Source organism: Mycolicibacterium arenosum (genome assembly GCF_024320865.1).
GTDB lineage: Bacteria > Actinomycetota > Actinomycetes > Mycobacteriales > Mycobacteriaceae > Mycobacterium > Mycobacterium arenosum.
In genome coordinates this window covers 377,178-394,841 of record NZ_JANDBD010000003.1, presented here as the reverse complement: position 1 = coordinate 394,841, position 17,664 = coordinate 377,178, and the positions used below count along the sequence as shown (strand labels likewise).

The window sequence follows — 17,664 nt, the reverse complement described above, 5'->3', positions numbered from 1 at the left end:
GCCCCGACAGACGCCCAGTCAGCTCTTCGGCGGGTCGCGCCAGATCACCAGCGTCGACGCCAGCATCGCCACCGACGTCAACGCCAGCAGCTGTAAGCCCCAGTGGTGGCCGATGTATCCGTCCACCGAGCGCCACGGGTAACGGCTCAGCGTCGCACCGGCCAGGATGAGTCCGCCCGCGGTCACGCCGACGGTCACGCGGTCGCACCACGGTTCCCTCAGCGCCCGCCGCACGCCGAGCGCTGCCAGCACCACCACCGCACCGACCCAGCCCGAGATCATCACGCCCATGGCGACGACCCCGACGGAAAGGACTGCCGGAGCGGGCTGCCACGGCCGTGGTGTGGCCGTCGGAACACGCTCGCGGCGGACCGGCCAGAACGCCAGCAACAGCAGGACCGGCAGCAGCGCGAGCCCGCCGATGAGCCCGATGCGGTACGGCGTGTTCGACGCGAACTCCAGCGTGACCTGACCCGAAGTGCTCGGCGGCAGCACCCAGCCCTGCTGCCAGCCGTTCACGGTGACAGCCGTCAGTGCCGAGCCGTCGGCGGTGTGCGCCGTCCAACCGGGATTGACGCTCTCGGGCACCACCAGCACGCGCGACCGCTCCGATGCCGTGATGTCGACGACGCGCTCGTCGTTCGACCAGCGCGCCACCCCCACGGGCGTCGTCGGGGCGCTCGTCACGCCCGCGGCCTCGGGACCGGCCAGTTGGACGCCGTCGACCACGAACGCCGAGCCGGGGCTGATGAGCAGTTCCTGTGCGCCTGCGGGAATGGCGATCGGATCGGTGCGGCACGGCCGCGCGGGGATCGGCGCGCCGTCGAGAAGTGCGCTGACGGTGGTCGTGACCGACGTCTGTACGAACTGGCCGGCGACGCCGATGATCGGGCCCTTCCCGCACGGCAGTGCGATGGCTCGCTTCCGGTTGGCCGCCGCGTCGGCCGCGCCGACGGGGTCGCCGCGGTCGTCGAGCACCTCGACTTCGGCGAACCCCGGCGGTTTGACCTGATCGAAGCCGAGTGCGGTGCGGTCGATGACGTCGCGCCAGTCCAGAATCGACAACCGGACGGTGTCGGTGACGCGCGGGTGCAGCGAGACATCCACGGGCGCATCCGGATTCAGCCGCCGGACCTGAGGGCCGTCGCCGAGGTCGATCGCGACCAGCGTCGGGTGGGCGGGTAGGGGCGCCGCACTGGGTGTCAGCCGCAGTCCCGCGACGCGCGCCGGACCGGGCAGCTTCAGCACGAGGTTGGCGGGCGAACGGAACTGAGCCACCCGCTGCGGTGCGGTCCACGAGGTGCGCGGGTCACCGTCGGCTGCGGCGTAGGCCGAGCCCAGCACGTCGATGGGGTCGGCATCGCCCGTCGCGACGACGCTGCCGGGCGCGCGGATCAGGTCGGCGAGGTTGGGTCCCTGCCTGGCCCGCACCCACACCGTCGGGGTCAGCGTGGTCGACTCCGGCACGGTCAGCGTGCGACTGAGGTTGACGGGTTCCTCCGGCGACAGCGCCATCGTCGCCGCGCAGAGCACGGCATCGGGGCCGTCGGCGCAGCCGGCCCGGCCCAGCAGATCAGCTCCCAGGTCCCATTGGGCGACAGTCGATCCCGCCGGTGGTCCCGGCACGACGACGGTGTGTCGCAGGTTGACGGGCTGTGCGAAACCCGAGGCGTCGTACTGGGTGATGTTGAAGTCGGTGATGCCGAACTGGACGCCCGGTGAACCGTCGTCGGTGCCCGTCGCGGTGAAGCGCACCCAGGGCGTCTCGCCGTAGGGCAGCGCGACCGTGACCGGCTCACCCGGCTCGTCGAACCGCAGCGTGCTCGTTCCGTTTGCCGTCGACACCTCGATGCGGCGCACCTGCGCACCCACCGCGGTCGCGCTCGGCGTGATGGTGACGGCCGCGTTCGTGATGGGGCGGTCGAAGTCGACCTGCAGCCACTGGCCGAGCGCGGTCTGCAGCGAGTTGGACACCCAGCTCGTCGACGGATCGCCGTCGATCGCCGCAGCGGGACTCGCTGCGGGCGAAACATAGGGCAGCGCAGTGGAATCCGCCGCGGAGCTCGACACTGTGACTCGCCCGCCGGGCCACTTCCCGTAGACCAGGTCGGCACCGGGAGCGGGGTAGTCGATGACGCGGTTGAACGTCTGCCGCTTGTCGTCGGGTGTGCGCACGGCCGACGAGTGGTCGTCGACGCGGCCGTAGTCGGTCTCCCTGGCCGTCGGGGTGTCGGTGACCGTGACGAGCGGTACGGGCAGGCCCGCGCGCTGCGCATCGGACGTGAGCAGCATCGGACCCAGTGGCGGGCGGTTCAGCAGGCGCCGGCGTTCGTCGAGGCGCAGCAGTGCCTCGGGGGCGCCGTCGACGCGGGCCATCGCGTCGGTCTCGGTGAGGTAGGGCCGCAGGGCGTTCGCGGCGCCGTCGACCCGGTAGATCTCCACCGCCGGGTACCGCGGCCGCAGCCCGCTGTCGGTGATGAACCCGTCGAGGGTGCCCGGTCCCACGGGATCGCCGAACTGGGCCACCCTCGTCAGTCCCGGCGAGCCGTCGATCGCGCGGTGCACCAGCAGCGGCCGCGCCGACCGCGACGTCTCCGGATCGAGGTCGTTGCGCACCACGACGTACGAGATGCCCTGCCGCGCAAGCGTGTCCGCGAGTCCCGCGGACGGTCGGCCCGCCGCGAACAGGCGCTGCACCGAATCCAGGGCGCGGATGGTCGCGGGTGGTGTCAGCGGAATCGAGTCCCGAACCCCCCACGGGCTGTGCCCCAGCACCTGCAGCGGCTCGTCGTGGCTGTTGCCCCACGTCTGGGTGGCGAACGGCGCTCCGGGCGCGACCAGCACCCTGCCGTCGGAGCCGTTGTGCTCGTCGAGCCAGTCCGCGGCATCGTGCCAGTACTGCGGTATCGCGGTGAACGACCCCGCCGGACTGAGCCGACCCGTCCACGCCAACGAGGTGGCGGTGAGGATCGCGACGAGCACGACCATCCCGACGGCCACCCGCTTGTCGCGTTCGGGGTGGGCGAGCGCCGCGACCCACGTCGGCCGCGGCACGCTGCCCGGCAGCGGCACGCGGCTCAGCAGATGAGCCAGCCCGAGGACGAGCGGAAGTCGCAGCAGCGGTTCCAGTTTGTGCACGTTGCGCAGTGGTGTGCCCGACGCGTCGAGGAAGAGCTGCACCTGGTGGGCGATCGGTGAACCGAGGCCGCCGGAGTAGGCGAGCGCGAGCAGCGTCAGGCCGGACAGCAGCATCGCGATCAGCAGCCGGCGCGACGGCATGCTGCGCAGCGCCAGGCCGGCCAGCCCCGCGGCGGCCACCAGCGTGGTGGCGAGCACCGCAACCGAGCTGGTCACCAGCGACGAGCCCGCGGTCGCCGTCGGAGCGACGAACGGCGTCCAGGCGTAGGTGCCGCGCAGCACCTCCGTGAGCGACAGCCACCGCGTCGTCACACCCGAGGATTCGATGTAGTCGAGGAACGGCGGGCTGACGCGGCCGAGCATGCCCAGTGCCACGACCCACCAGGTGACCGCGAGCGCCGAGCACAGCGCCCACCATCCGGTGAAGCGCCACCACAGCCGGTTGGGCCGGTGGGCGGCCCACCACACGATCGCGGCCAGGCACCCGGTCAGGGTCGCGACGGCGTTCACCGCGCCCATCAGCGCAACGGCGAGCGCCGAGCGGGCCGCGAGCACCCGGATGTTTCCCTCACCGCGCAGGGCCAGGATCACCGGAAGCAGCACCCACGGCGCGAGCATCATCGGCAGCGTCTCCGACGAGATGGCGCCCAGAGTGGTCAGCGCCCTCGGTGACAGGGCGAACGCCGTGGCCGCGACGACACGGGACGAGGTGGTGCCGATGCCGAGCGCCTCGGCGACCCGCAGGACGCCCCAGAATCCGACGATCAGCAGCAGCGCCCACCACAGCCGCTGCGTCACCCAGCCGGGCAACCCGAGGACGTCGCCCGCCAGGAAGAAGGCACCGTGCGGGAAGAGGTAGCCGTAGGCCTGGTTCTGCGTCTGCCCGAAGGGCAGCTCGCTGTTCCACAGGTCGGCGGCCCGCGCCAGGAAGCGCAGCGGATTGGCCGTCAGGTCGAGTTTGGTGTCCGGCGCGATCTCACCGGGGGACTGCGCGAACGCGCAGACGAGTGCTACACCGGATACCAACCAGAGCCAGCCCCTGGACAGGCGCTCGGCACCGGGATCAGGAACGGTCGCCGTACTCGACCCTGTTGAGCACCGACGACGCCGGGTCGCCCGCCTGCAGCGGAGGCTTGGTGTCCTGCTGGATCATCAGCGTCACACCGAAGACGGCGGCCGCGCCGAGTAGGAGCCCCACGACGATGCTTGCCGCGGCGGGCAGGGCGAACTGATCCACGCGGCCAACGTAGCACGGCGGGAACCGACGGCTGGCCGGCGCGTTACGATGCGGCGCATGTCGCCGCAGCGCAGTTCTTCGCCCCGCGCGCTCACGGTCGTCGGTGCTGTGCTCGCGATCCTGGTGGTCGTCGCCGTCGCCGTGTTCTTCTTCCGTGACCGCTACTACCAGAGCCACGCGGCCCCGCCGCCGGTCGACGTCATGTCGACGCCCGCCGCCGAGCTCCCGCCGCCGGGGCCGGCCGCGTGCGGTGAGGGTGACGCGCTGCTGTCCCAGATGTCGACCCGGCAGAAGCTCGCGCAGCAGCTGATGGTCGGTGTCACGGGCCTCGACGACGCGCAGTCGGTGGTGGCGCGCGAGCAGGTCGGCGGCATCATGATCGGCAGCTGGACCGACCTCACGATGATGGGCGCGCCCCTGCAGCAGCTCTCCGCGTCGGCGAGCCCACTGCCGCTGTCCGTCAGCACCGACGAGGAGGGCGGCCGGGTGTCGCGGCTCAAGGGCCTCATCGGGGTGCAACCTGCCGCGCGCGAACTGGTGGCTCAGGGCAAGACCGTCGACGAGGTCTACGCGATCGCGCGCGACCGCGGCGCGGCGATGCGAAACCTCGGAATCACCGTCGACTTCGCTCCTGACGCGGACGTCTCGGATCAGCCCGACGACACCGTCATCGGCGACCGGTCGTTCAGCGCCGACCCGCAGGTGGTCACCGACTACGCGGGTGCGTACGCACGCGGCCTGCGCGACGCCGGAGTCATGCCGGTGCTCAAGCACTTCCCCGGCCACGGGCACGCCTCGGGCGACTCGCACCAAGGCGGCGTGGTAACCCCGCCACTCGACGCGTTGCAGGACAACGACCTGGTGCCGTACCGAACGCTGGTCGCGCTCCCCGGCACGGCGGTGATGGTCGGCCACATGGACGTGCCAGGCCTCACCAACGGCGAGCAGGCCAGCCTGAGCCCGGCGGCCTACGGGCTGCTGCGCGGCGGATCCGGCTACGGCGCACCGCCGTTCGGTGGGCTGGTGTTCACCGACGACCTGTCGAGCATGGGTGCGATCAACCAGAGCTACACCGTCCCCGAGGCGGTGCTCAAGGCGCTGCAGGCGGGGGCCGACGTGGCGCTGTGGATCACCACTGACGAGGTGCCCGCGGTGCTGGACCGGCTGGAGGCCGCCGTCAACGCCAACGAACTGGACCCGGCGCGGGTGGACCAATCGGTGCTGCGCATCGCGGCTGCGAAGGGCAAGAAGCCGGACTGCGGGGGCTGACATGGCAGGTGGAACGAAGCGCTTGCCGCGCGCCGTCCGCGAACAGCAGATGCTCGATGCCGCGGTGCAGATGTTCTCGGTCAACGGCTATCACGAGACGTCGATGGACGCGATCGCCGCGCAGGCCGAGATCTCGAAGCCGATGCTCTACCTGTATTACGGGTCCAAGGAGGAACTGTTCGGGGCGTGCCTGGACCGCGAGCTGAGCCGGTTCGTCGAGTCGGTGCGCGCGGACATCGACTTCACCCAGAGCCCGAAGGACCTGCTGAGCACCGCCGTGGTGGCGTTCCTCAGCTACATCGACGCCAACCGGGCGTCCTGGATCGTGCTCTACACACAGGCGACCAGCTCACAGGCGTTCGCGCACACCGTTCGTGAGGGCCGCGAGAAGATCATCGACCTTGTCGGCAGGCTCCTGACGTCCGGCACGCGCCATCCGGAGCCCGGCACCGACTTCGACATGATGGCCGTCGCGCTCGTCGGTGCGGGCGAGGCGGTGGCCAACCGGGTCAGCACCGGCGACACCGACGTACACGAGGCCGCCGACCTGATGATCAACCTGTTCTGGCGCGGACTCAAGGGCAAGCCCACCGACAAGGACATCAAGGACACCCCACCGACTCCGGGTTAGTGTGGTCGAGCCGGGTCAAGATCAGTGTCGGGCGGAGGGCGATATGCGCGCGACGGCTCTGTTCTCACGCAGCCTGGGCATGCTTCGCAGCGTGCGCGGCATCATCGCGGCCTCGGTGGTGACCGGCGTGATCGCGTCGGCCCTGCCGTACGTGACCGCGGCCGCCTTCGGGCCCATGATGCAGGTCGTGGCCGACGCCGGGACGAGCGGGAACATCAGCGGGGTGTGGGACTTCGAGGGACCCCTGGTGGCCCGCGAGGACGGGTTGTTGAAGTCGCTCGCCGGCCCCGTTCCGTTCGCCGTGCTGCTGACGGTGTGGGCGGCGTCGCTGGTGCTGACCCAACTGATGTACTTCGTGAACGCCTGGGTCGGGACGAAGGCGGAGCAGAGGCTCGCCATCGACGTCCGGCAACGCGTGCACGATCACGTGCTGACGCTGTCGGGCGACTTCTTCGCGTCATCGCGCAGCGGGGAGTTGATGCAGCGCGTGATGCGCGAATCATCCGGCGTGCAAAGGCTTCTCACCGACTGCCTGCTGCCGCCGATGATCGACGTGGTGGTGTTGGTCGTCGCACTGGCCTATCTCATGGCGATCTCCTGGCAGATGACCGTCGCCGCACTGGTGCTCACGCCGCTGGCGTTGCTCGTGCTGCGGTTCGCCGGCGGTCACGTCCAAGCCGAGGTGGAGGGGGAGATGCTCGCCGACCGGGCGATGGGTTCCGAACTGGAGCAGACGATCAACGGCATCGCCGAGATTCAGATGCTCAACGCGCAGTCGTTGCGCAGCAGAAGATTTCGTGGGGTATCCGAGCGCGCCGCCGAATGCTCGGCGCGGACCACCGTGTGGATGCAGGCGACGGCCAACGGTTCGCAGATCTTCGTCGCGCTCAGCACGGTGCTCGTGCTCCTCGTCGGGATCGGATTCAGCGATCGCTTCGGACTGACCTTCGCGGCCCTCATGATCTTCGCGGGAATGGTCCCGACCATGTTCGGGGCCGCCCAGCGCGTGATGGGCGCCTACACCACCTACCAGGCGGTGGCACCCAACGCCCGCTCGACGTACGAATTGCTCGATACCCGTCCGTCCGTTCGGGATCGGGACGACGCGACACCGCTCGGCGCGGTGCACGGCAACGTGGTGTTCGATGACGTGCGGTTCGGCTACGCGCCGGGCCGGCCGGTGCTCGACGGGCTGACCTTCTCGGTGCGCGAAGGCGAAACGGTGGCAGTGGTCGGCGGAATCGGATCGGGCAAGTCGACGGTCTTCAACCTGCTGCTGCGCTTTCTGGAGCCCCAGGGCGGCCGGATTCTGCTCGACGGCCACGATGTCACCGCGGTGACCATCGACTCACTGCGCGATCAGGTGTCAAAGCTCGCGCAGTTCCCGTTCTTCGTCAAGGACACGATCCGGGAGAACGTCCGGTTGGCGCGCCCCGCCGCCGACGACGCGGCGGTGGCACGGGCGTGCGCGCGGGCGAATATCGACTCCGTCATCACCGATCCTGAGCGGATGCCCGCCGGCTACGACACGGTGGTGGATGTCCAGGTGCCGTCGGGCGGGCAGAAGCGGCTCATCGCGTTGGCGCGCTCCCTGTTACGGGAACCGGAGGTGCTGCTGCTCGATGAGCCGACCGAGAACCTCGACGCCGACGAGCGGGCTCGACTGACCGGGGTGATCCGCGGCTACGCGAAAGACCGAACCTGTCTCGTCATCAGCCACGACATGGACTTCATCGCCGCGGCGGCGGATCGCATCCTGGTGCTCGAACACGGTCGCATCGTCGCCGACGGCGACCACGCCACCCTGATCGCGCAGGGCGGCCTCTACAAGCGGCTGTACGAAGCGCAGAACGCGACTAGCGTCCCGTGACCGTCGCGGTCAGGTGCGGGTAGCCCTTCGACAGGTTGCGCAGCGTCAGATCCCAACCCGAGCCGGTCCGTTCGACGTACAGTCCGGCCTTGGCGGGGAGGACCACCGGCTTGCCGAACCGCACCGAGTAGTCCACCTCGGAGGGCAGCTGCCCTTCGATGTTGGCGAGAACGGCGGCAGCGCTGAACATCCCGTGAGCGATCGCCGTGGGGAAGCCGAACAGCTTGGCGCCGATCGAGCTGGTGTGGATCGGGTTGTGATCGCCACCGACCGATGCGTAGTGCCGGATCTGGCCCGGCGTGATGGTCAGAATCGCGTTGGGCGGCGGGAGCTTCGGCTGTTTCTGCTGTTCCGGCTTCGGTTCGTCGGACAGGCTGGTGCGCTGCTGATGCAGGAACGTCGCAACCTGGTGCCACGCCAGGTCGTTGCCGATCCTGATGTCGGTGACGGCGTCGACCAGCAGTCCGCGCCGGTGCTCACGCAGGTTCTCGGCGCGCACGTCGACGTCCAGCACGTCGGTGACCGCGATCGGCCGGTGTCTGGTGATGCGGTTCTCCAGATGCACCGAACCCATTGCCGCGAAGGGGAAGTCGAAGCCGGTGATGAGCGACATCATCGCGGGAAACGTCAAGGCGAACGGGTAGGTGAGGGGGACGGTGTCGTCGAAGCGCAGTCCGGTCACCGACGCGTACTCGGCGACGTTGGCGGGGTCGATGCTCAGGTCCTTGACCGTCACCGTGCGCGTCGACAGCCCGGCGGGACGCGAGACGAACGGCAGCGCCCCGGCCGCCGCGCGGGCCAGGTTCAGCAGGCCGTTGGGTTGACCCGCCACGTCAGGCTCCCAACATCATTTGACCGCAGACCCGGATCGTGTTGCCGGTGACGGCATTCGAGGCGGGGCTGGCGAAGTAGGCGATGGCCTCGGCGACGTCGACGGGCTTGCCTGCCTGGAACAGCGAGTTCATCCGGCTGCTCACTTCGCGGGTGGCGAGGGGAATCGCCTCAGTCATCTTGGTGGCGATGAACCCCGGCGCCACCGCGTTGATCGTGATGCCCTTCTCGGCGAAGCCCGGTGCCAGCGCATCCGTCATGCCGATCATCCCGGCCTTGGTGGCGGCGTAGTTGGTCTGGCCGCGGTTGCCCGCGATACCCGCCATCGAGGACAGGCCGACGATGCGGCCGCCCTCGCCGATTGCACCGCTGTCGACCAGGCCCTCGGCGAGTCGTTGCGGGGCAAGGAGATTCACGGCGACAACGGAATCCCAGCGGGCGTCATCCATGTTCGCGAGCAGCTTGTCTCGGGTGATGCCCGCGTTGTTGACCAGCACGTCGGCCCTGCCGCCGTGGTGCTCGGTTAGGTGCGCGGTGATCTTCTCGACCGCGTCGGGGGCGGTGACGTCGAGGGTCAGTGCCGTCCCGCCGACCTTCGCGGCGGTGTCGGCCAACGCCTCGCCGGCCTGTTCGACGTCGATCGCCACCACGCTGGCGCCGTCACGCGCGAAGACCTTCGCGATCTCCGCGCCGATGCCGCGCGCGGCGCCGGTGACCAGCGCCACCTTGCCCGCCAGCGGCTTGTCCCAGTCGGCGGGCGGGGCCGCGTCGTCGGCCCCGACGTAGAAGACCTGGCCGTCGACGTAGGCCGACTTCGCCGACAGCAGGAAGCGCAGGGTTGACTCGAGACCGGTCGCCGCCGGCTTGGCGTCGGCGGCGAGGTAGACCAGACCGATCGTGGCGCCGCGCTGCAACTCCTTGCCGAGTGAGCGGGTGAAGCCCTCGAGGGCCCGCTGCGCGATGCGCTCGTCGACGCTGCCCGTCTGCTCGGGTGTCGTGCCGACGACGACGACGCGGGCGCACGGCGCGAGGTTGCGCAGAACCGGGGTGAAGAACTCGTGCAGCGCCTTGAGCCCCTCGGGGGTGGTGATGCCGGTGGCGTCGAACACCAGCCCGCCGAACGTGTCGGCCCAGCGGCCGCCGATGTTGTTGCGCACCAGCTCGTAGTCGTCGGCCAGCGCGCTGCGCAGCGGCTCGGTGACCCGGCCCTCGCCGCCGATCAGCAGGGAGCCGGGCAGCGGGGGATCACCGGCGCGATACCGCCGCAGTTCCTGCGGTTGCGGGACGCCCAGCTGCTTGGCCAGGAACGAGCCGGGCCCGGAGTTGACCACGGAGGAGAACAGGTCGGAAGCCACGTCGCTGCCTTTCGAATCATTGTCGTGTCGGTCACCGAACTTACTCCAGAGTAAGAACGGTGGGTAGTATGACCCTCGACACGCTTCACCCATACCCGTCGAACACAGAGGTACGCAGTGGCTGACACCAGGAACACTCGCAGAGTCGCGATTCTCGGCGGCAATCGGATCCCCTTCGCGCGGTCCGACGGCGCCTACGCCAACGCGTCCAATCAGGACATGTTCACCGCGGCGCTGGACGGCCTCATCGACCGCTTCAACCTGTCCGGTGAGCGGCTCGGCGCCGTCGTCGGCGGAGCCGTGCTCAAGCACAGCCGCGACTTCAACCTGATGCGCGAATGCGTGCTCGGCAGCGCGCTGTCGCCGTACACGCCCGCCTACGACCTGCAGCAGGCGTGCGGCACCGGGCTGCAGTCGACCATCGCCGTGGCCAACGCGATCGCGCTCGGTCAGTACGACTCGGCCGCGGCGGGCGGGGTGGACACCACGTCCGACGCCCCGATCGCGTTCGGCGACGACCTTCGCCGCGTCCTGCTCGGGCTGCGCCGCGCGAAGTCCAACGTCGATCGGCTCAAGCTCGTCGGCAAGCTGCCTGCGGCCGTCGGCGTCGAGATCCCGACTAACGGCGAACCCCGCACCGGCCTGTCGATGGGCGAGCACGCCGCGATCACGGCCAAGAAGATGGGCGTCAAGCGCGTCGACCAGGATGAGCTGGCCGCGGCCAGCCACCAGAACATGGCTGCCGCCTACGACCGCGGCTTCTTCGACGATCTCGTCACGCCGTTCCTCGGGGTGTACCGCGACAACAACCTGCGCGCCGATTCGTCGGCCGAGAAACTCGCCAAGTTGAAGCCGGTCTTCGGGGTCAAGAACGGCGACGCCACGATGACGGCGGGCAACTCGACGCCGCTGACCGACGGCGCCTCGGTGTCGCTGCTGGCGAGTGAGGAGTGGGCCGCCGAGCGCAACCTGCCGGTGCTCGCCTACTTCGTCGACGGCGAGACCGCTGCGGTGGACTACGTCAACGGCGACGACGGCCTGCTGATGGCGCCGACCTACGCCGTTCCCCGCCTGCTGGCCCGCAACGGCCTGACCCTGCAGGACTTCGACTTCTACGAGATCCACGAGGCGTTCGCGTCGGTCGTGCTGGCGACGCTGGCCGCGTGGGAGTCCGACGAGTACTGCAAGGAGCGGCTCGGCTTGGACACCGCGCTGGGCTCGATCGACCGGGCGAAGCTCAACGTCAACGGCTCGTCGCTGGCCGCCGGGCACCCGTTCGCCGCGACGGGCGGCCGCATCGTGGCCCAACTGGCCAAGCAGCTGGCCGAGAAGAAAGTCGAAACCGGTAAGCCGGTACGCGGCCTGATCTCGATCTGCGCGGCCGGTGGCCAGGGCGTGACCGCGATTCTGGAGGCGTGAGGATTTCTTTCGAAACCGTGTAACGCTCCGCGGAGAACCGTCGATACGTAAATAGCCCCGTGCTGCCGTCTGACCCCCCGACCCGACGACAGTACGGGGCTCTTACGTGTTCTGGGGCTGGTCCTTGCTGGCCTTGATGGGCCCGGCGGGCGCCGGCTTGAACAGGCTGCCCGCGACGCTGCCGCGCGCGGTTCGCACCGCCACCAGTCCCCAGGTACCCAGCAGCGCCACGTAGGCGATCACCGCGGCGATCTCGAACGCGGGTAACCCGGTGTGCTTGGCCAGCTGCGTGGTGCCCGTCACGAAGGTGCCCACCGGGAACGTGAGGCTCCACCAGGTCAGAGCGAACGGCATGCCGCGCCGCAGTGTCCGCACCGTCAGCTGAGTGGCCAGCGCGATCCACAGCACCGCGAATCCCCACACCGGCACCCCGAACAGCACGGCGAAGACGTTCATGGCGCTGGCGAGTTCGGCGGGCACCGCGAGGTATGCGACCCCGCCCAGCAGGCCGGCCGCGGTGATGCCCTGGCCGAGCGGACCGAGCACGATCCACAGCGTCGGCACGCGTGCCGTTCCCGAGGTCCCGTACAGCGCGAGCCTGCTCCAGATCATCGTGATGATGATCAGCGCGGCGATGAGCGAGAGCCCGAACATGGCGTAGCAGCCGTAGAGCATCGTCGTGCGCCCGGTACCGGGGGCCATGTGCGGGAGCAGCAGTGCCCCCGACGCCGCCGACACCATCGGCGGGACGACCGGCATCAGCCAGCCGCCGAACGCCGCGTCGGGTTCGACGTTCAGCTGGGTGAACATCAGGAACGGGATCGTCGCGGCGGTGAACAGGCCGCCGATGGTGCCCGCCGTCCACAGCACCCACGCGAGGTCGACGGCCAACCGCTCGCCGATCAGATCGGAGCCGCTGAGCAGCGCGCCCGAACCGACCGTCATGAGCGCCATCGGCGCGGCTCCGTAGAAGTGCGCCATCTGCGGGTTACGGCTGTGGCTGCGCGCGACCGTCGGGTGCCGGACGCGCTGCACGGTCACGGCCACCACCAGGACCACCAGCAGCACCGCGGCCACGACCCACACCACGTGTGAGAACCCGCGCAGGCCCGGCACGTGCACGGGCAGCCCGGCCCCGGCGGTGGCGACGATGCCGGTGCCCATCACCGAGGCGAACCAGTTCGGGCCGAAGTGTTGCAGCCGAGCCGCCTCGCCGGTGTCAGCCGTCATGGTTCGATACCAGTCATGCGGGTCAGTATGTTCGGGCAGCTCAGTGGAACGGGCGAGGAATCGCCGATCGACGTGACGATCGCCAACCTCGCCATGCTTCGCGACGAGGGTTTCGGCCGCGTCTGGATGAGCCAGATGCCTTACGAGCCGGACCTTCTCACGATTCTGGCCGTCGCGTTGCGCGAGGTCGACACCATCGAGGTGGCCTCGGGTGTGGTCCCCATTCAGAACCAGCACCCGATGAACCTCGCCCAGCGGGCACTGACGGTGAGCCTCGCATCGGGCGGCCGGTTCATCCTGGGGTTGGGCATGACGCATGCCCTGGTGACCGAGGGCATGTGGGGCATTCCCTGGGACAAGCCGGTGCGCAGGCTCAACGAGTATCTCGACGGGCTGCTGCCGCTTCTCGCGGGTGAGGCGGCGGCCGCCGAGGGGCAGACGGTGACCACTCGCGGGGCGCTCGCGTTCGCAGCGCCGCGGCCCGAGGTGTACATCGCCGCCCTCGGCCCGCAGCTGTTGAAGATTGCCGGTAAGCGGACCTCGGGCACCTGCACGTGGATGACGGGGCCCGCGACGCTGGCGGGACACGTCGTACCGACGCTGCGGCAGGGCGCCGCCGCTGCCGGCCGCGCGGAGTCCGACGTGCGCGTCGCGGCGTCACTGCCCATCAGCGTCACCGACGACGTCGACGCCGCACGCGCGCAGGCGGCCGCCCAGTTCGCAATGTACGGCCAGCTGCCGTCCTACCGCGCCATGCTCGACCGCGAGGGCTACGCCGGACCGGAGGACGCCGCGATCATCGGCGACGAGGCCACCGTGCGCGCGCGCCTGGACCAGCTGCGCGATGCGGGAGTCGACGAGTACGTCGCGGCGACCTTCGACGCCGACCCCGAGGGCCGGGCCCGAACCCGCGCGCTGCTGCGCGAGTACGCGGGCTGACCAAAGCCGCTGACAAGACGCAAAAGCCCCTGAATCGCGTGGATTCAGGGGCTTTTACGTCTGCTCGCGCAGGAACTAGAAGGAGGCCTCGTCCAGCTCCATGACCTCGTTGTCGATGGTCTCGATGATGAGCTTGGTGCTGGTGAGCAGCGGAAGGAAGTTCTTCGCGAAGAACGACGCGCTCGCGATCTTGCCCTCGTAGAAGGACTTCTCGGAACCGGTGGCGCCCTCGTCGAGCTTGGCGATCGCCACGACGGCCTGCTTCTGCAGGAGCCAGCCGAGCACCAGATCGCCGACGCTCATGAGGAAACGCACCGACCCGAGGCCCACCTTGTACAGGCTGGCCGGCTCCTCCTGCGCGGCCATCAGGTAGCCGGTCAGGGTGGCGGCCATGCCCTGCACGTCGGCGAGCGCCGTTGCCAGCAGCTCGCGCTCGGCCTTCAACCGGCCGTTGCCCGACTCGTTCTTGACGAAGGTGTCGATCTCGTTCGCGATGTACGCCAGGGCCTGGCCCTTGTCCCGGACGATCTTCCGGAAGAAGAAGTCCTGGGCCTGAATCGCCGTGGTGCCCTCGTAGAGCGAGTCGATCTTGGCGTCGCGGATGTACTGCTCGACCGGGTAGTCCTGCAGGAAGCCCGAACCGCCGAAGGTCTGCAGGCTCTCGGTCAGCTTGGCGTATGCCTGCTCGGAACCGACGCCCTTGACGATCGGGAGCAGCAGGTCGTTCACGCGGGGCGCCAGGCTGGGCTCGATGCCGTGGACGGCCTCGGCTACGGACGCGTCCTGGAACGTCGCGGTGTACAGGTACAGCGCGCGCAGCCCCTCGGCATAGGCCTTCTGCGTCATCAGCGAGCGACGAACGTCCGGGTGGTGCGTGATGGTCACGCGCGGCGCGGTCTTGTCGGTCATCTGGGTCAGGTCGGCACCCTGCACGCGGTCCTTGGCGTACTCGAGGGCGTTCAGGTAGCCGGTCGACAGCGTCGCGATGGCCTTGGTGCCCACCATCATTCGGGCCTGCTCGATGACGTCGAACATCTGCGCGATGCCGTCGTGCACCTCGCCGACGAGCCAGCCGACGGCGGGGGTGCCGTGCTGGCCGAGCGACAGCTCACACGTCGCCGAGACCTTGAGGCCCATCTTGTGCTCGAGGTTGGTGACGTAGACGCCGTTGCGCTCGCCGAGCTCGCCGGTCTCCTTATCGAAGTGGAACTTCGGCACGAAGAACAGCGACAGACCCTTGGTGCCGGGGCCGGCGCCCTCGGGGCGGGCCAGCACCAGGTGCATGATGTTCTCGAACAGGTCGTCGGAGTCACCCGAGGTGATGAAGCGCTTGACGCCCTCGATGTGCCAGGTGCCGTCGGCCTGCTGGGTGGCCTTGGTGCGGCCCGCGCCGACGTCGGAGCCCGCGTCGGGCTCGGTCAGCACCATGGTGGCGCCCCAGCCGCGCTCGGCTCCGAGGACCGCCCACTTCTTCTGCTCGTCGGTGCCGTTGTGGTAGAAGATCTCGCACATGCCGGAACCCATGGCGTACATGTAGGCCGCCGGGTTGGCGCCGAGCACGTGCTCGATCAGGGCCCACTGCAGTGCGCGGGGCATCGGCATGCCGCCGAGTTCCTCCGCGAGGCCGACCTTGTCCCAGCCGCCGTCGAGCAGCGCGCGCATCGACTTCTTGAAAGCCGCGGGGAGCGTGACGGTGTGGGTCTCGGGATCGAATGTGGGGGGATTGCGGTCACCGTCGGCGAACGATTCGGCGATCGGTCCCTCGGCCAGTCGGGCGATCTCGGCGAGCATCTCGCGGGCCGAATCCTCGTCCAGATCGGCGAACCCCTCGGTTCCGAAGACCCTGTCGATGCCGAAGACCTCGAAGAGATTGAACTCCTGGTCACGGACGTTGCTCTTGTAATGGCTCACGATGTCTCCTCGCTGAGATGCCGTCTTCGGTTGGGTACTTCCGATAAGTTACCCACCAGTAACTGCGGCTAACTATACCGGCCGGTAACCCCGCCGCAAAGCCGTCTAGAGCAAATTGCTGCCAGCTAATGGGCCGACACCCGCGTAGGCCCTGCCCAAACGGTTGGTTGGGAGCGGTGACCTGGTATTTCGTCCAGATGTGATGTCTGCCACGAGGGGCCGCAGCACGCCCGCTAGGGTAGGCGAAATGACACGTGTTGCAGTTTGGGGAACCGGCAATATGGGGGCTACCGCGATCCGGTCCACGGTCGCGTTTCCGGGCCTCGCGCTCGCGGCCGTCATCACCTTATCGGACGAGAAGGCCGGAAAGGACGCGGCGGAGTTCGCCGGCTTGCCCGATCCCACCGGCGTGCCGGCCACCACGGACGTCGACACGGCGCTGGCCGAATCCGACGCGGTGGCCTACATGGCGTCCGGCGATATCCGGCCCGACGAGGCGATTGCGGACATCGAGCGCTGCCTGCGCGCGGGCAAGCACGTCGTCACACCCTCGCTGTACTCGCTCTACGACCCGGCGTCCGCACCGCAGGAGTGGGTGGACCGGCTCACCGCCGCGGCCGAGGAGGGCACGGCCACGCTGCTGGTCAGCGGCGTCGACCCCGGCTGGGGCAACGACGCGCTGGCGGTGACGGCCGCGAGCCTCTGCACCCGCATCAACACCATCACCTGCCAGGAGATCTTCGACTACTCCACCTACAACCAGCCGTTCGCGGTCAAGGTTTCCTGCGGCTTCGGCGGATCGATGGACGAGACCCCGATGATGCTGCTGCCCACGATTCCGACCATGGTGTGGGGCGGCAACGTGCGGCTCATCGGCCGCGGGCTCGGCATCGAGATCGACGAGATCACCGAGGAACTCGAGCGACTTCCGCTCGAGGAGACCGTCGACACCGTGATGGGGCCGTTCGAGAAGGGCACCCAGGGCGCGTTCTTCCTCAAGGTCATCGGCTGGTCGGGAGGCAGGCAGCGGGTGATCATCGAGCACATCACCCGGATCCATCCGTCATGTGCTCCGCACTGGCCGCAGCCGGACCAGGGCGCGGGCGATCACCGGGTGATCGTCGACGGGGACCCGCAGCTCACCATCACGACCCGCGCCGACCTGGTGGGCGGCAATCGCGCCGACGGCGGTAACACGACCGCCGCCAATCGGCTGCTCGGCGCACTCAACTGGCTCGCGGACCAGAAGCCCGGGATCTACGACGGCCTCCAGGTGCCGCTGCGCTCGGTGCTGCCCGCCGAGGCGGAAGCCGCCCGCTGGGCGTAGGGTGCTCAGGCGTTCAGCCGCCACACCGCGAAGTTCAAGCACAGGGCGAAGGCCGACCACGCCACGTAGGGCAGTAGGAGCGCTCCCGCGACGACGCTGCGCCGCCAGAACGTGATCACCGTGGCGATCAGTACGACCAGCAGGGTGGCCAGTTCGAAGAACGCGATGCCGCGCCAGCCCAGGCCGAAGAACAACGGCGTCCACGCGGCGTTCAGCACCAGTTGAACGGCGTATAGGGTGAGCGGCCTGCGGGTGTCGGACCAGGGTCCGGACCGCCAGACCAGCCACGCGGCGACGGCCATCAGCAGGTACAGCACCGTCCACGTCGGCCCGAAAACCCATGCGGGCGGCGCGAATCCGGGCTGTTGGAGCCGACCGTAGTCCTCAGCCGTGGTACTCGACGCCAGCCCGCCGAGCCCGGCGACGATTGCCACCAGAACGACGGAACCCGCCAGCACCAGCAGCGACGTCGGGCGAGCACGCGGAGAATCAACGACCATGCACCGC

Annotated in this window: 13 protein-coding genes; 6 read left to right on the top strand and 7 right to left on the bottom strand. The window is 69.3% G+C overall.

Annotated features, from left to right (window positions below):
• Nucleotides 1–18: 18 nt before the first annotated feature.
• Entirely contained in the window at nt 19–4,164 is a 4,146-nt protein-coding gene (locus tag NM203_RS09010) for an alpha-(1->3)-arabinofuranosyltransferase (RefSeq protein ID WP_408633320.1), read from the bottom strand.
• A 37-nt stretch (nt 4,165–4,201) separates the two neighbouring features.
• On the bottom strand, nt 4,202–4,375 hold the full coding sequence (locus NM203_RS09005; RefSeq protein WP_255059506.1) for a DUF2613 domain-containing protein: 174 nt from the start codon (nt 4,373–4,375) through the stop codon (nt 4,202–4,204).
• Nucleotides 4,376–4,432: 57 nt separating this feature from the next.
• Here NM203_RS09005 and NM203_RS09000 point away from each other — a divergent pair, with 57 nt between their 5' ends.
• Genes NM203_RS09000 through NM203_RS08990 form a run of 3 tightly spaced genes read left to right on the top strand, consistent with a single transcriptional unit; the run spans nt 4,433 to nt 8,145 of the window.
• Nucleotides 4,433–5,644 carry a glycoside hydrolase family 3 N-terminal domain-containing protein gene (locus tag NM203_RS09000; protein ID WP_255059505.1) on the top strand — a complete coding sequence of 404 codons (1,212 nt, stop codon included), beginning with the start codon at nt 4,433–4,435 and terminating at the stop codon, nt 5,642–5,644.
• Between the two features lies 1 nt (nt 5,645).
• A complete protein-coding gene (locus tag NM203_RS08995; RefSeq protein ID WP_255059504.1) occupies nt 5,646–6,275 on the top strand; it encodes a TetR/AcrR family transcriptional regulator in 630 nt (209 codons plus the stop codon).
• 43 nt (nt 6,276–6,318) lie between these two features.
• Nucleotides 6,319–8,145, top strand: a complete 1,827-nt coding sequence (locus NM203_RS08990) for an ABC transporter ATP-binding protein (protein ID WP_255059502.1) — start codon at nt 6,319–6,321, stop codon at nt 8,143–8,145.
• Here NM203_RS08990 and NM203_RS08985 read toward each other — a convergent pair.
• Complete coding sequence (locus tag NM203_RS08985; protein ID WP_255059501.1) at nt 8,132–8,977, bottom strand: MaoC/PaaZ C-terminal domain-containing protein; 846 nt, start codon at nt 8,975–8,977, stop codon at nt 8,132–8,134. The genes NM203_RS08990 and NM203_RS08985 overlap by 14 nt on opposite strands.
• A 1-nt stretch (nt 8,978) precedes the next feature.
• Nucleotides 8,979–10,331, bottom strand: coding sequence for a 3-oxoacyl-ACP reductase (locus NM203_RS08980; RefSeq protein ID WP_255059500.1), 1,353 nt, complete (start codon nt 10,329–10,331; stop codon nt 8,979–8,981).
• A 117-nt stretch (nt 10,332–10,448) separates the two neighbouring features.
• Between NM203_RS08980 and NM203_RS08975 the strand changes: the two genes are divergently transcribed.
• Nucleotides 10,449–11,750, top strand: a complete 1,302-nt coding sequence (locus tag NM203_RS08975; RefSeq protein WP_255059499.1) for an acetyl-CoA C-acetyltransferase — start codon at nt 10,449–10,451, stop codon at nt 11,748–11,750.
• A gap of 102 nt (nt 11,751–11,852) precedes the next feature.
• Here NM203_RS08975 and NM203_RS08970 read toward each other — a convergent pair whose 3' ends face one another.
• Complete coding sequence (locus tag NM203_RS08970; protein ID WP_255059498.1) at nt 11,853–12,980, bottom strand: TDT family transporter; 1,128 nt, start codon at nt 12,978–12,980, stop codon at nt 11,853–11,855.
• Nucleotides 12,981–12,995: 15 nt separating this feature from the next.
• Here NM203_RS08970 and NM203_RS08965 point away from each other — a divergent pair, with 15 nt between their 5' ends.
• Nucleotides 12,996–13,919, top strand: a complete 924-nt coding sequence (locus NM203_RS08965; protein ID WP_255059497.1) for a TIGR03564 family F420-dependent LLM class oxidoreductase — start codon at nt 12,996–12,998, stop codon at nt 13,917–13,919.
• 75 nt (nt 13,920–13,994) lie between these two features.
• On the opposite strand, the gene NM203_RS08960 is transcribed toward NM203_RS08965, so the two are convergent.
• Nucleotides 13,995–15,830 (bottom strand): acyl-CoA dehydrogenase, encoded by a 1,836-nt coding sequence (locus tag NM203_RS08960; protein WP_255059495.1) that lies wholly within the window; start codon nt 15,828–15,830, stop codon nt 13,995–13,997.
• A 247-nt stretch (nt 15,831–16,077) separates the two neighbouring features.
• On the opposite strand from NM203_RS08960, the gene NM203_RS08955 reads away from it, so the two are divergent.
• Complete coding sequence (locus tag NM203_RS08955; protein ID WP_255059494.1) at nt 16,078–17,157, top strand: NAD(P)H-dependent amine dehydrogenase family protein; 1,080 nt, start codon at nt 16,078–16,080, stop codon at nt 17,155–17,157.
• 5 nt (nt 17,158–17,162) lie between these two features.
• Here the strand turns inward: NM203_RS08955 and NM203_RS08950 are convergent, their stop codons facing one another.
• Nucleotides 17,163–17,657 (bottom strand): TspO/MBR family protein, encoded by a 495-nt coding sequence (locus tag NM203_RS08950; RefSeq protein WP_255059492.1) that lies wholly within the window; start codon nt 17,655–17,657, stop codon nt 17,163–17,165.
• Nucleotides 17,658–17,664: the final 7 nt, after the last annotated feature.

Coding starts and splice junctions, on each gene's coding strand:
- NM203_RS08965 (WP_255059497.1), top strand. CDS start 12,996: ATGCGGGTCAGTATGTTCGGGCAGCTCAGTGGAACGGGCGAGGAATCG.
- NM203_RS08970 (WP_255059498.1), bottom strand. CDS start 12,980: ATGACGGCTGACACCGGCGAGGCGGCTCGGCTGCAACACTTCGGCCCG.
- NM203_RS08950 (WP_255059492.1), bottom strand. CDS start 17,657: ATGGTCGTTGATTCTCCGCGTGCTCGCCCGACGTCGCTGCTGGTGCTG.
- NM203_RS08955 (WP_255059494.1), top strand. CDS start 16,078: ATGACACGTGTTGCAGTTTGGGGAACCGGCAATATGGGGGCTACCGCG.
- NM203_RS08990 (WP_255059502.1), top strand. CDS start 6,319: ATGCGCGCGACGGCTCTGTTCTCACGCAGCCTGGGCATGCTTCGCAGC.
- NM203_RS09000 (WP_255059505.1), top strand. CDS start 4,433: ATGTCGCCGCAGCGCAGTTCTTCGCCCCGCGCGCTCACGGTCGTCGGT.
- NM203_RS08995 (WP_255059504.1), top strand. CDS start 5,646: ATGGCAGGTGGAACGAAGCGCTTGCCGCGCGCCGTCCGCGAACAGCAG.